The 13,280-nt window shown below is 72.5% G+C and carries 12 protein-coding genes; 7 read left to right on the plus strand and 5 right to left on the minus strand.

Going from position 1 to position 13,280, the window contains the following annotated elements; all coding sequences use genetic code 11:
- The first annotated feature begins 11 nt into the window (after positions 1-11).
- Positions 12-872: a bifunctional methylenetetrahydrofolate dehydrogenase/methenyltetrahydrofolate cyclohydrolase gene (locus tag JQN83_RS16245; RefSeq protein WP_208567994.1), complete on the plus strand. Its 861-nt coding sequence runs from the start codon at positions 12-14 to the stop codon at positions 870-872.
- A gap of 351 nt (positions 873-1,223) precedes the next feature.
- Positions 1,224-2,174 (plus strand): malate dehydrogenase, encoded by a 951-nt coding sequence (mdh, locus tag JQN83_RS16250; protein ID WP_208567995.1) that lies wholly within the window; start codon positions 1,224-1,226, stop codon positions 2,172-2,174.
- 412 nt (positions 2,175-2,586) lie between these two features.
- Here the strand turns inward: mdh and JQN83_RS16255 are convergent, their stop codons facing one another.
- Complete coding sequence (locus JQN83_RS16255) at positions 2,587-3,432, minus strand: MBL fold metallo-hydrolase (protein WP_208567996.1); 846 nt, start codon at positions 3,430-3,432, stop codon at positions 2,587-2,589.
- A 147-nt stretch (positions 3,433-3,579) separates the two neighbouring features.
- On the opposite strand from JQN83_RS16255, the gene JQN83_RS16260 reads away from it, so the two are divergent.
- On the plus strand, positions 3,580-4,797 hold the full coding sequence (locus tag JQN83_RS16260) for an NADP-dependent isocitrate dehydrogenase (RefSeq protein WP_208567997.1): 1,218 nt from the start codon (positions 3,580-3,582) through the stop codon (positions 4,795-4,797).
- A gap of 473 nt (positions 4,798-5,270) precedes the next feature.
- On the opposite strand, the gene galT is transcribed toward JQN83_RS16260, so the two are convergent.
- From galT to JQN83_RS16280, 4 genes are all read right to left on the minus strand, one after another.
- The gene (galT, locus tag JQN83_RS16265) at positions 5,271-6,347 is read right to left on the minus strand and encodes a galactose-1-phosphate uridylyltransferase (RefSeq protein WP_208567998.1); all 1,077 of its coding nucleotides are present in this window, start codon (positions 6,345-6,347) and stop codon (positions 5,271-5,273) included.
- Positions 6,344-7,150 (minus strand): DeoR/GlpR family DNA-binding transcription regulator, encoded by an 807-nt coding sequence (locus tag JQN83_RS16270; RefSeq protein WP_208567999.1) that lies wholly within the window; start codon positions 7,148-7,150, stop codon positions 6,344-6,346. Before JQN83_RS16270 ends, galT begins: the two co-directional genes overlap by 4 nt.
- 99 nt (positions 7,151-7,249) lie before the next feature.
- Positions 7,250-8,779 carry an adenylyl-sulfate kinase gene (gene cysC / locus JQN83_RS16275; protein WP_208568000.1) on the minus strand — a complete coding sequence of 510 codons (1,530 nt, stop codon included), beginning with the start codon at positions 8,777-8,779 and terminating at the stop codon, positions 7,250-7,252.
- 127 nt (positions 8,780-8,906) lie between these two features.
- Positions 8,907-9,533, minus strand: a complete 627-nt coding sequence (locus JQN83_RS16280) for a DM13 domain-containing protein (protein WP_208568001.1) — start codon at positions 9,531-9,533, stop codon at positions 8,907-8,909.
- Positions 9,534-9,797: 264 nt separating this feature from the next.
- Between JQN83_RS16280 and JQN83_RS16285 the strand changes: the two genes are divergently transcribed.
- From JQN83_RS16285 to JQN83_RS16300, 4 genes are read left to right on the plus strand one after another with little or no spacing between them, the layout of a single operon-like run.
- Entirely contained in the window at positions 9,798-10,655 is an 858-nt protein-coding gene (locus tag JQN83_RS16285) for an ABC transporter ATP-binding protein (RefSeq protein ID WP_443674016.1), read from the plus strand.
- Complete coding sequence (locus JQN83_RS16290) at positions 10,648-11,532, plus strand: ABC transporter permease (protein ID WP_208568003.1); 885 nt, start codon at positions 10,648-10,650, stop codon at positions 11,530-11,532. The genes JQN83_RS16285 and JQN83_RS16290 overlap by 8 nt, the downstream gene beginning before the upstream one ends.
- The gene (locus JQN83_RS16295) at positions 11,529-12,479 is read left to right on the plus strand and encodes an ABC transporter ATP-binding protein (protein ID WP_208568004.1); all 951 of its coding nucleotides are present in this window, start codon (positions 11,529-11,531) and stop codon (positions 12,477-12,479) included. The genes JQN83_RS16290 and JQN83_RS16295 overlap by 4 nt, the downstream gene beginning before the upstream one ends.
- Complete coding sequence (locus tag JQN83_RS16300) at positions 12,479-13,189, plus strand: ABC transporter permease (RefSeq protein WP_208568005.1); 711 nt, start codon at positions 12,479-12,481, stop codon at positions 13,187-13,189. The genes JQN83_RS16295 and JQN83_RS16300 overlap by 1 nt, the downstream gene beginning before the upstream one ends.
- Positions 13,190-13,280 lie beyond the last annotated feature (91 nt).

Below are 13,280 nucleotides of genomic sequence, written 5' to 3' on the forward strand. Positions count from 1 at the left end.
ACGATCTGGTCGTGACGGCGATCATCCTGGACGGCAAGGCGACCGCAGCCAAGATCAAGGACGAGCTGCGGGTACGGGTCAAGGCGTTGGCCGAGCGAGGGGTCACCCCCGGCCTGGGCACCGTCCTGGTCGGCGCGGACCCCGGCTCGGAGGCGTACGTCAACGGCAAGCACCGCGACTGCGCCGAGGTGGGCATCGCCTCGATCCGCCGGGAGCTGCCCGCCGACGCCACCCAGCAGCAGCTCGACGACGTGCTCACCGAGCTGAACGCCGACCCGGGCTGCCACGGCTACATCGTCCAGCTGCCGCTGCCGGCGCACCTCGACACCCAGCGGGCGCTGGAGCTGATCGACCCCGACAAGGACGCCGACGGCCTGCACCCGGTGAACCTGGGCCGGCTGGTGCTCGGCTACGACGGCCCACTGCCCTGCACCCCGCGCGGCATCGTCGAGCTGCTCCGCCGGTACGACGTGCCGCTGCGCGGTGCCAACGTCGCCCTGGTCGGCCGGGGCAACACCGTCGGCCGGCCGCTCGGCCTGCTGCTCAACCGGCGCAGCGAGAACGCGACCGTCACCCTGTGCCACACCGGCACCCTCGACCTCGCCGCCCACACCCGCGCCGCCGACATCGTCATCGTCGCCGCCGGGGTGCCCGGTCTGCTCACCGCCGACATGGTCACCCCGGGCACCACGGTGGTCGACGTCGGCATCACCCGGGTGATCGGCGACGACGGCAAGGGTCGCTACACCGGCGACGTGGACCCGGAGGTGGCCCAGGTCGCCGCCCGGCTCGCGCCGATGCCGGGAGGCGTCGGGCCGATGACCCGGGCCATGCTGCTCACCAACGTCGTCGAACGCGCCGAACGCGGCTGACCTCCCCTGCGGCGCTGTGGCTCCCCCGCTGCTGCCGGCTGACCTCCTCTGCTCGGCCGCCGGTTGTCCCGCTGGGGTGGCCGGCCTTCCCCCGCTTGGCGGTTGACTCCCCAGCGCGGCGGCGGGTGTTCCCTGCTGGGCGGGGTGGTCTGCCCTGCGCGGCGGTGGCGCACGCCTGCGCTACCGGGACGCTCCGCCGCAGGTGCCGCCGCCCACCGCGTACCCCGTCGGGAACCGGGCGGTGGTGACGTTGGCCCCATCCCGGGGATGGTCGCCGCCCCTGGCCCGAACGGTGCCACGTTGACTGTTACGGTCGGGAAAACCGACTGGTAGCAGGGGAGTGGGACGACCATGGGTAAGAAGGTCACTGTCGTCGGGGCCGGGTTCTACGGCTCCACCACCGCACAGCGCCTGGCCGAGTACGACGTCTTCGACACCGTCGTGATCACCGACATCGTGGAGGGCAAGCCGGCGGGTCTCGCGCTGGACCTCAACCAGTCCCGCGCGATCGAGGGCTTCGAGACCAAGGTCGTCGGTGCCACCACCGGCCCCAACGGCGAGGGCTACGAGACCATCGAGGGCTCGGACGTCGTGGTGATCACCGCGGGTCTGCCCCGTAAGCCGGGCATGAGCCGGATGGACCTGCTGGAGACCAACGCCAAGATCGTGCGGCAGGTCGCCGAGAACGTCGCCAAGTACGCCCCGAACGCCGTCGTCATCGTGGTGTCCAACCCGCTCGACGAGATGACCGCGCTCGCCCAGCTCGCCACCCAGTTCCCCAAGAACCGGGTGCTCGGCCAGGCCGGCATGCTCGACAGCGCCCGGTTCACCAACTTCGTCGCCGAGGCCCTCGACGTACCGGTGAAGTCGGTCAAGACGCTGACCCTCGGCTCGCACGGCGACACCATGGTCCCGGTGCCGTCGCAGAGCACCGTCAACGGCAAGCCGCTGCGCGACGCGATGCCCGCCGAGCAGATCGAGGAGCTGGTCGTCAAGACCCGCAACGGTGGCGCCGAGGTCGTCGCGCTGCTCAAGACCGGTTCGGCGTACTACGCCCCGTCCGCCGCCGCCGCCCGGATGGCACGGGCCGTGGCCGAGGACTCCGGCGCGGTCATGCCGGTCTGCGCCTGGGTCGACGGCGAGTACGGCATCTCCGGGGTCTACCTGGGCGTCGAGGCCGAGATCGGCGCGGAGGGCGTGAAGCGGGTCGTCGAGACCGACCTGGACGCCGACGAGCTGGCCAGCCTCAAGGAGGCCGCCGAGGCCGTCCGCGCCAAGCAGGCCGACGTGGCCAGCATGTGATCCGCTGAACCATCCGCCGCAGGGGCGGGACGGCTTCCGCCGTCCCGCCCCTGCGCCGTCCCCACCCCACCCCACCCCGTCCCGTCCCGCCGGTCCCCGCCCCGGTGATCAAGAGGTTTGCGTCAACCAGCCAGCCTGAGGTGACCCAAACCTCTTGATCACTGCAGTGGGTCAGGGCTCGCGGCGGGTGATCAAGAGGTTTCGGTCAGGAAATCGCCCTGACGTGACCCAAACCTCTTGATCGCCGCCGACGGGTGCCCGGCTCCGGTGGTGATCAAGAGGTTTGGGTCAGGAAATCCCCGGCATGACCGAAACCTCTTGATCACCGGGGCGGGGCGGGGCGGGGCGAGGTGGGGCGGGGCGGGCGGGAGGGGAGGGGTGCGGGGTGGGGGCGGGGGCGGGGTGGCTGTGATCAGCGGTGGGGTGGCGTGGGGGCGGGCGGGGTGGGTGGGTGGGGGGTGAAGGGGGCGGTGAGGTGGGGGGTGGCCAGGAGGGTGGGGGTGGAGGTGGTGGCGAGCTGGTCGAGCAGGGTGGTGCGGGAGTCCCGGGCGGTGGTCGGGTCCGCCTCGTGGGCGTAGGCCAGCTCCGGGTCGATCAGCTGCACCACGTGCACCAGCAGGTCGCCGGTGAACAGGATCCGGTCGTCGCCGGTGTCGACCAGCACGCACTGGTGGCCGGGGGTGTGCCCGGGGGTGGGCAGCAGGCGTACCCCGGGGGTGAGGGTGGTGTCGCCGTCGACCACGCGGAGCTGGCCGGCGGCGCGCAACGGCGCGATCAGACCGGCCGGCAGTCCCGGGTTGATGCTCTCCACGGCGGCCAGTTCGGCCCGCTGGAGCAGGTAGGTCGCGTTGCGGAAGTAGGGCCGGCCCGGGGTGCCGGTCACCGCCCAGCCGATGTGGTCGCTGTGCAGGTGGGTGAGGATCACGGTGTGTACGTCGGCCGGGTCGATGCCGGCGGCGGCCAGTTCGGCCGGCAGTCGGCCGGGGACCGGTGCCCAGCTCGCGGCGGGCGAGTCGGCTGGTCCGATGCCGGCGTCGACCAGGGTCACCGGCCCGTCCCCGACGCGCAGCGCGAAGGCGCGGAACGGCAGCCACCAGCCGCCGTCGTCGGTGACCGAACCGGGTTCGCGCCGGTCCGCCTCGCGCCAGTGTGCGGCGGTGGCTCCGGGGAATGCCTGCGTCCGGGGCTGGAAGAACGGTCCCTCACCGTCGGTGAGGGCGGTGACCGTGATAGACCCGAGGGTGCGGCTCAGTGGCATCCGGTGATGGTGCCAGGGTCCGCCCCGGCCCACGCGGTGATTTTGGCCGTCCGGGGCCGCCGGGTCGAGGCCGGCTCGGTGCCGTGAACCGGTTTCCAGTACGCTCGTACTGCTTGAGCACGTGTCCCCCGAGAGGAGCGCCGGCCGATGGCGAAGATCAAGGTAAACAACCCGGTCGTAGAGCTCGACGGCGACGAGATGACCCGGATCATCTGGAAGCAGATCCGGGAGCAGCTGATCCTGCCCTACCTCGACGTCGACCTGCACTACTACGACCTGTCGATCCAGCACCGGGACGCCACCGACGACCAGGTGACCATCGACGCCGCGAACGCCATCAAGGAGCACGGCGTCGGCGTCAAGTGCGCCACCATCACCCCGGACGAGGCCCGGGTGGAGGAGTTCGGCCTCAAGAAGATGTGGCGGTCGCCGAACGGCACCATCCGTAACATTCTCGGCGGCGTGGTCTTCCGCGAGCCGATCATCATGTCGAACGTGCCCCGGCTGGTCCCCGGCTGGACCAAGCCGATCATCATCGGCCGGCACGCCCACGGCGACCAGTACAAGGCCACCGACTTCGTGGTCCCCGGCCCGGGCACGGTGACCATCACCTACACCCCGGCCGACGGCGGCACCCCGATGGAGATGGAGGTCGCCAACTTCCCCGGCGGCGGCATCGCCATGGGCATGTACAACTACGACGAGTCGATCCGGGACTTCGCCCGCGCCTCGTTCCGGTACGGCCTGGACCGGGGCTACCCGGTCTACCTGTCCACCAAGAACACCATCCTCAAGGCGTACGACGGCCGGTTCAAGGACCTCTTCGCCGAGGTGTTCGAGAACGAGTTCAAGGACGAGTTCGCCGCCGCCGGCATCACCTACGAGCACCGGCTCATCGACGACATGGTCGCCGCCGCGCTCAAGTGGGAGGGCGGCTACGTCTGGGCCTGCAAGAACTACGACGGTGACGTGCAGTCCGACACCGTCGCGCAGGGCTTCGGCTCGCTCGGCCTGATGACCTCCGTGCTGCTCTCCCCGGACGGTCGTACCGTCGAGGCGGAGGCCGCGCACGGCACGGTCACCCGGCACTACCGGCAGTACCAGAAGGGCGAGAAGACCTCGACCAACCCGATCGCCTCGATCTACGCCTGGACCCGGGGCCTGGCCCACCGGGGCAAGCTGGACGGCACCCCGGCGGTCACCGAGTTCGCCGACACCCTGGAGCAGGTCATCGTCGACACCGTCGAGTCCGGCCAGATGACCAAGGACCTCGCGCTGCTCATCTCGCGCGACGCCCCGTGGCAGAGCACCGACGAGTTCATGAACACCCTCGACGAGAACCTGGCGCGCAGGCTCAGCGCCTGATCCTCGCCCGTACCCACGGAACCCGTCGGCGGACCGCCGACGGGTTCCGTCGTCTGCGGCCAGGCGGCGCGCACCGCCGGCACCGGTACGCCAGAAGGTCGGCAGCACCGGCAGCACAGCACCGGCCCCGGCGGCCCCGGCGGTCGGCGGCCCCGGCGGTCGGCGGCCCCGGCGGCACCGGCACTGGCACCGGCCCCGGCAGCACCGGTCCCGGCGGCCTGCGGTCGGGGGCACCGGCGGTGCCACCCGTCCGGGTGACGGCGGCGTCACCGGTCGGGGAAGAGGTCGTTGAGCCGGGTGGACGTGGTGCCAGTCGCGTCCAGGGAGCACGTCGGTCACCGCACGGCACCAGTGCCGATCGACAAGCCTCCCGGGCTGTCGAGCACAGCCAGCCGTCCCTTCCCCGCGGGGGGCCCGTCCCGGGCCCCCCGCGTCCTGCTCTGCGGGGTCGTCCGGCGGGCAGGGGTGCGGGGTCAGCCGGCGCGCAGGAGCTCGGCGGCGCGCTCGGGGGCGATGTCGTTGATGAAGACCCCCATGCCCGACTCGGAGCCGGCCAGGTACTTCAGTTTGTCCTTCGCCCGGCGGATGGTGAACAGCTGCAGGTGCAGGTGGCCCAGCTCCCGGTCGATCCGCACCGGCGCCTGGTGCCAGGCCGCGATGTACGGCATGGGCAGGTCGAACAGCCCGTCGAAGCGGCGTAGCACGTCCAGATAGAGCGGGCCGAACGCGTCCCGTTCGGCGTCGTCGAGCGCCGGGATGTCCGGCACCGGCCGGTGCGGCGCGACGTGCACCTCGAACGGCCAGCGGGCCGCCGCCGGCACGTACGCCGTCCAGTGGTCGTTGGCCGCGACCACCCGGTCCCCGGCGGCGCGCTCGGTGGCGAGCACGTCGGCGTAGAGGTTGCCGCCGCCGGTGCGCTCCGCGTGCCGGCGGGCCGCCGCGAGCAGCGACCGGGTACGCGGTGTGACGAACGGGTACGCGTAGATCTGGCCGTGCGGGTGGTGCAGGGTGACGCCGATCTCCACCCCCCGGTTCTCGAAGCAGAACACCTGCTCCACCCCGGGCAGCGCGCCGACCGCCGTGGTCCGGTCGGCCAGCGCGTCCAGCACCAGCCGGACCCGGGCGGGGGAGAGGCTGGCGAAGGACGCCTGGTGGTCGTCGGTGAAGCAGACCACCTCGCAGCGTCCCTGGCCGGGGCGGACCGGGGTGAACCCGGTGATCTCGGCCGGCTCGTCGGCGATCCGTTGGCTCAGCGAGGGGAACCGGTTCTCGAAGACCGCCACGTCGTAGTCGGGGGCGGGGATCTCGCTGTGCCGGTCGCCCCGGGACGGGCACAGCGGGCACTGGTCGGCCGGGGGGAGGAAGGTCCGGGTCTGCCGGTGCACCGCCACCGCCACCCACTCGTCGGTGAGCGGGTCGTACCGTAGCTGGGAGGCCGGCGGAGGTGGGGGCAGCTCCCGCTGGTCCGGCTGGTCCCGGACGGCGTCGTCCCGCTCGTCGAAGTAGATCAGCTCGCGGCCGTCGGCCAGCTCGATCGCCGTACGCTTCACCGCGTCGTCTCCTGCCCGGTCGCCCGGCCCGTGCCTGTCACGATCACCAGCTCGCCCACCTTCTCGTCGATCACCCGGCGCGCTTCGGGGGCCAACCGGTCGTCGCTGACCAGCACGTCGGCGGCGCCCAGGCCGACGATGGAGGAGATGCCCACGGTGCCCCACTTGGTGTGGTCGGCGAGGACGACCAGCCGGTCGGCGGCCTCCACCAGGGCCCGGTCGGTCTCCGCCTCCATCAGGTTGGGGGTGGTGAAACCGGCCCGCTCGGTGATCCCGTGTACGCCGAGGAAGAGCAGGTCCAGGTGCAGCGACCGGATGGCCTCCACGGCCAGCGGGCCGACCAGCGCGTCGGACGGGGTGCGTACCCCGCCGGTCAGCACCACGGTCTGGTCGGGGCGGCCGGCGGTGTGCAGGATCTCGGCCACCGGCAGCGAGTTGGTCACCACGGTCAGCCCGGCGACGTCGACCAGGCGGCGGGCCAGCTCGGCGGTGGTGGTGCCGGCGGAGAGGGCGATCGCCGCACCGGGCCGGACCAGTTCGGCCGCGTGACCGGCGATGGCGGCCTTCTCGGCGGACTGCCGGACGGACTTGGCGTGGAAGCCCGGTTCGTCGGTTGAGCCGGGGCCGGTGGTGGTGGCCCCGCCGTGCACCTTGGCCAGCAGCCCCTGGTCGTGCAGGGTGTCCAGGTCGCGCCGGATGGTCATGTCGGAGACACCGAACTCGGCGGCCAGCTCGGTGACCCGTACGCCACCGGCGGTCCGGACCCGGTCGAGGATCGTCGCCTGTCGCTGCCGTGCCAGCATCCGCCGTACCTCCCCGCATACCTGCACGCGCTCAAACGTGTTCAAACAAGATTGAACACTAGCGCGCAGCAGGCAGCGGCGGAAGTGGAACCCCCGAGGTCAGGCGGACGGCAGGCGCGGCTCCACCCAGCCGGTCTCGGTGAGGTGGTTCATCACCGCCTGCACCGCCTCCTCGATGCTCTGGCCGGTGGTGTCGACCACCAGATCGGCATCGGTCGGCGTCTCGTACGGGTCGTCGATGCCGGTCATCCCGGTGAGCAGGCCGGCCCGGGCGCGGGCGTACAGCCCCTTGCGGTCGCGCTGCTCACAGACCTCCAACGGGGTGGCCACGTGCACCAGCAGGAACCCCGCCCCGGCGGACCGGGCCATCTCCCGCACGGCGGCCCGCGCCTGGGCGTACGGGGCGATCGGGCAGCAGATGCCCACCCCCCGGTGCCTGGCGATCTCGGCCGCCACCCAGCCGATCCGCCGGACGTTGGCGTCCCGGTCGGCCCGGCTGAAGGTCAACCCGGCCGACAACTCCCGGCGCACCACGTCGCCGTCGAGCAGGGTGATCGTGCGCTCGCCCTGCTCACGGAGCAGATCGGCGAGCCCCCGGGCGATGGTGGACTTGCCGGAACCGGAGAGCCCGGTCAGGAAGACCACCAGCCCCCGGTGCCGGCGCGGCGGGCGGGCCCGGGCGAGCTCCTTGGCCACCGCCGGCGGGGTGTGCCACTCGGGCAGCGGGAACCCCCGGTCGAGCAGGTCGTCGATCTCCGCCTCGCTCAGCGCCAGCTTGCGGTTACGCGGGGGGATGTCGTCCCGCCAGCGCCACTGGCCGTCCCGGCTGTCGTAGGCCAGCTCGCGGGGGACCAGCACCCGCAGCCCCGCCCCGGAGAGCATGGCGCCGGTGGAGAGGAGGTGGGTCACCCCGTACGCGGCGGAGATCCTCGCCCGCAACAGGGCGTCGCTGATCTCGTCGGCGCGGCGGGGCAGCGGCACCGCGACCAGGGTCGCCGGGGGCATCCGGTCCCGGGCGGCGAAAACGCTGCGGACCAGGGCCTCGGTGGGCAGCCCACCCGCGCCGTCCTCGCCGACCGGGATCATCACCAGCAGGTGCGCGCCGAGGGTACGGGCGGCGTGCGCGATCTGCGCCAGCTGCGGCCGGTGCAGCGGCCGGTCGGCGATCACCCCGAGCACCCGTCCCGGGGGCAGCAGCGGTCGGATCTCCTCCGGACCCCGGCGCAGCCGCTGGAACGGGCCGTGCCCGCCGTCGCCGAGCCGGCGGACGGGGCCGCCCAGCCCGGCCACACCCTCGCGGACCGGCCAGACGTCGGTCACCTCAAGGGCCGCCACCGGGGCACCCTCGCCGTCGGTGAGCACCAGCGTCCGCCGGCCCGGGTCGGCCTGGTCCAGCCCGTCGGCGACGGCGGTGGGCACCTGGAGGGTCACCGGGACCGGCCAGGCGGTGCCGTCGGCCAGCCGACCGCGACGCTGCAGCGAGGCCAGGTCGGCGCGGGTCATGAAGCCGGCCAGCGGGGTGTACGCCCCGCTCAGCAGCAACTCCAGATCGGCCAGCTCACCGGGGCGCGGCGCGTACGCGGGGGCATCCCGCAGCACGTCCTCGGGCAGCACTGAACCGTTGCTCATCCGTACCCCTCACTCGCTGGCCGGATCACAGTTTCTCAGTCGGCCGGCGATCGGTCGAGAGCGCCACTCCACTGCCGACCCGGAAGTGGATCAACGGGGGAGGGTGTCGACCGGTCGATGAGCGAGGTCAACCCACCGGAACCAGGGGTGCGGCACCGAACGAGACGGCGAATCTCTGACACCAGATCGCGACACTCGTCAGCCCGGCGGGGTCGGTGCCGGACGGGATGGCGTACGCCTGGTCGCCCTTGTTGCCCTTGAGTCGGCCCAGCTCCACCCGGCGGCCGTCGTCGAACACGCCCCAGCCGGCCCGGCCGGTGCGGACCGGCTGGTCGGTCAGCCAGACCTTCAGGTCGGGGCCGTTGGAGGTGTCCAACCCGACCAGTTCCAGCCGGTGCCCCCCGTCTGCGGTACGGACGATCCGGGCGGTGCCCGAGGTGTCGTGTTCATGACTGACGAACTCTCCCCGGCTGACCACCACCGGCCGGGTGCTGGTGGGGCTACCGGCGGGGGTGCCGGTGGCCGGGGTGGTCGGCGTGGTCCCGGCGGGGGTGGTCCCGGTGGGCGTGCCGCCGGGGGCGTCGGTCGGGGTGGTGCCGGCCGGGGCGGCGTCCACCTCGGAGAGCTGTTCGTCGACCTGGTTGTCGGTCACCACCTTCCAGGGTTGGAACCAGTACAGGCCGAAGGCGGCCCCGACACCGAGAACGGCGACGGCGACCCAGGTCAGCGGGGCACGGAACAGACGACGGGACATGCTGCCCAGTCTCTCCGGACCACGGCGGCCCGGCACCGCCCAGCGCCGTTACGAAAGCCTTACCGCCCCGGCGTGCGGACAGCGCCCCGGCCGTGCGGACGGCGGCTCGGCCGGCCGAGGCCGGGGCGCAGGTCGGGGCAGGGAATCAGGGGCGACCCCGGGCGATTCCGGATACCCGCCAGGGTGCCGCCTCCCTAGGCTGGCGGCGTGACACTGATCGCGACCGAGTCGCTGACCAAGACGTACGGGGGCCGGGTCACCGCGTTGACCGACCTCACCGTCGCGGTCGAGCCGGGGATCATCGGGCTGGTCGGCGCCAACGGCGCCGGCAAGTCGACCCTGATAAAGATCCTGCTGGGCCTGCTCCCGCCGACCAGCGGGCGGGTCTCCGTGCTCGACCTCGACCCCACCACCGACCCGGCGGCGGTCCGCGCCCGGGTCGGCTACATGCCGGAGCACGAGGCGCTCCCACCCGACCTGTCCGCCGCCGAACTCGTCACCCACCTCGGGCGGATGAGCGGCCTGCCCCGGACGGTGGCCCGCGAGCGCGCCTCCGAGACGCTGCGGCACGTCGGCCTCTACGAGGAGCGGTACCGGCCGGTCGGCGGCTACTCCACCGGGATGAAGCAGCGGGTCAAGCTCGCCCAGGCCCTGGTGCACGACCCGGACCTGCTGCTGCTCGACGAGCCCACCAACGGCCTCGACCCGGCCGGCCGGGACGCCATGCTCGCCCTGGTCCACCGGATCGGCACCGAGTTCGGCATCTCCGTGCTGGTCTGCTCGCACCTGCTCGGCGAGGTGGAGCGGATCTGCGACACCCTGATCGCCATCGACGGTGGGCGGCTCCTGCGCGCCGACCGGATCGACGCGATGACCTCGGCCACCGACCTGCTCGCCGTCGAGGTCAGCGAGGGCACCGACCAGCTGGCCGGCCGGCTCGCCGCGCTCGACCTGCCGGTGACCCGCGACGGCCGGATGCTGCTCGTCCCGCTGGTCGACGAGCGTACCTACGACCTGATCCTCGGCGTGGTCGCCGAGCTGGACCTGCCGCTGCACCGGCTGGACCAGCGCCGGCACCGGGTGGCCGAACTCTTCGCCCCGAGGGAGCCCAGCAATGCCTGAGCCGACCGGCGTCATCCACGACATCGGCTACCAGCGGTACACCGGCCCGAGGCTGGGCCGCCGGCACGTCTTCGGCGCGCTCTACGGGCACGGCCTGCGGACCGTCTTCGGGTTGGGCCGCAGCGCCAAGGCCAAGATCTTCCCCTGGCTGGTCGTCGGCATCGTGACCGTGGTGGCCGCCGGCGTCACCGCCGTCCGCAGCCAGCTCGGCCAGGTGGTGATGACGTACGCCCAGTTCGCCGACGCGATGAGCTGGCTGGTCATCTTCTTCGTCGCGGTGGCCGCCCCCGAGCTGGTCTCCCGGGACCTGCGCAGCGGCGTGCTCCCGCTCTACTTCTCCCGGCCGCTGCCGCGCGACGACTACGCGCTGGCCAAGCTGCTGTCCCTGGTCAGTGCGATCTGGCTGCTGTTGGGCGGGCCGCAGCTGGTGATGTTCCTGGGGGCGGCGTTCACCACCCCCGACGGCCTGCGCGGGACCTGGAACGAGCTGCTGGACCTGCTGCCCGGGTTGCTCTACGCCGGGCTGTGGGCGGTGGTCTTCGCCGCGATCGGTCTGCTGGTCGCCTCGCTCACCGGCAAGCGGGCGTTCGCCGCCGGTGGGATCGTGGCGGTCTTCCTGATGACCACCCCGGTCGTCGGCGTGCTGTCGATCCTGCCGTCCCGCGCGGTCAACGAGCTGGCCTACCTCGCCTCGCCGTCGACGCTGGTCGGCGGGGTGGGCACCTGGGCGCTCGGCGACCTGCTGGTGCCCGCCGACCAGGGCGGTGGAATCCCGATCGGCAGCTTCGGCCCGGTCTACGCGATCGTCGCCGTGCTGCTGGTCTCCGCCTGCACCGCCCTGCTGCTGCTGCGATACCGGAAGGTGGCCGCCCGATGACCACACTCGACACCGACGCCCGACCGGCGGTCACCACCAGCACCCTGGATCTCGTCGGGGTCTCCCGCTGGTACGGCAACGTGGTGGCGGTCAACGACGTCACCATGCAGCTCGGCTCCGGGGTGACCGGCCTGCTCGGGCCCAACGGCGCCGGCAAGACCACCCTGCTGCACATGATGGCCGGCTTCCTCGCCCCGTCCCGGGGCACGCTCACCCTCGACGGCGAGTCGACCTGGCGCAATCCCGGTGTCTACCGGCAGCTCGGGCTGGTCAGCGAGCGGGAGGCGGTGCACTCCTTCCTCACCGCCAAGGAGTTCGTGCTGGCCAGTGCGAAGCTGCACCGGCTGCCCGACCCGCAGGCCGCGGCCCGCCGGGCGATCGAGCTGGTCGAGATGACCGACGCTCAGGACCGCCGGATCGGCACGTACTCCAAGGGGATGCGGCAACGTACCCGGGTGGCCGCCGCGCTGGTGCACGACCCGCAGGTGCTGCTGCTCGACGAGCCGTTCAACGGGATGGACCCGCGCCAGCGGCTGCACATGATGGGTCTGCTGCACTCCCTCGGCGACGCCGGGCGGACGATCCTGTTCAGCTCGCACATCCTGGAGGAGGTCGAGCAGGTCTCCGGCACGGTGCAGGTGATGGTGGCCGGCCGGTTGGCCGCCTCGGGCGACTTCCGAACCATCCGCCGGCTGATGACCAACCGACCGCACGTCTTCGCGGTCCGCTCCACCGACGACCGGGCGCTGGCCGTGGCGCTGATGGCCGACGCGTCGGTCACCGGCGTCGAGCTGGACAAGACCGGCCTGACCGTACGGGCCGGCGACTACGGCGCGTTCACCCGGGCGCTGCCCAAGATCGCGCTCGCCCGGCAGATCCGGGTCCGGCAGTTGACCCCCGAGGACGAGTCCCTGGAGAGCGTCTTCTCCTACCTTGTGGAGGCCTGATGTCGACCGTTTCCTGGATCACCGCGCGTGGGCTCTTCGGCCGTCGCCGGTTCCTCATGCTGCTGCCGCTGCCGGCGGTGCTGGTGCTGCTCGCCGTGCTCTGCCGGTCGCTCGGGGTCGACCCGGGCGAGTGGGCGTCGCCGGTGCTGGTCGGCCTCGGTCTGGCCGTGGTGCTGCCGGTGGTGGCGCTCATCGTCGGCACCGGCGTGCTGGGCGCGGAGATCGACGACGGCACCGTGGTACACATCCTGACCAAGCCGCTGCCGCGCTGGCAGATCGTGCTGCCGAAACTCGCCGTGGCCGCCGGGGTCAGCGCGGTCACCGTCGCCGTGCCGCTCTACGTCGCGGGCGTGCTCGCCGACTCGGTACGCCTCGGCCTGGCCCTCGCCGCCGCTTCGGCGCTGGGTGCGCTGGCCTACTCGGCGCTGTTCCTGGCGCTCAGCCTGGTCACCCGGCGGCCGGTGCTGCTCGGCCTGGTGTACGTGCTGATCTGGGAGGGGCTGCTGGGCAACTTCGTCAGCGGCACCAGGGTGCTGTCGATCCAGCAGTGGGTGATCGCCCTGGCCGACCGGATGGCCCCCACGGCACTGCTGTCGACGACCGTCTCGGTGCCGGTGGCGGTCGTGTTGATCGCCCTGGTGAGCGTCGGCTTCACCGTCCTGGCGATCGACCGGCTCCGCTCCTTCAGCGTCGCCGGAGAAACCAGCTGACCCGGTCCGGCCGGACCGGACGATGACCGGTCGACACCGTTGCGCAGATGTGGCGGTACCCGGTTGCATGGGTACCGCCACATCGGCGATC

The sequence above is a fragment of the Micromonospora antibiotica genome (assembly GCF_017599305.1).
Taxonomy (GTDB): Bacteria; Actinomycetota; Actinomycetes; order Mycobacteriales; family Micromonosporaceae; genus Micromonospora; species Micromonospora antibiotica.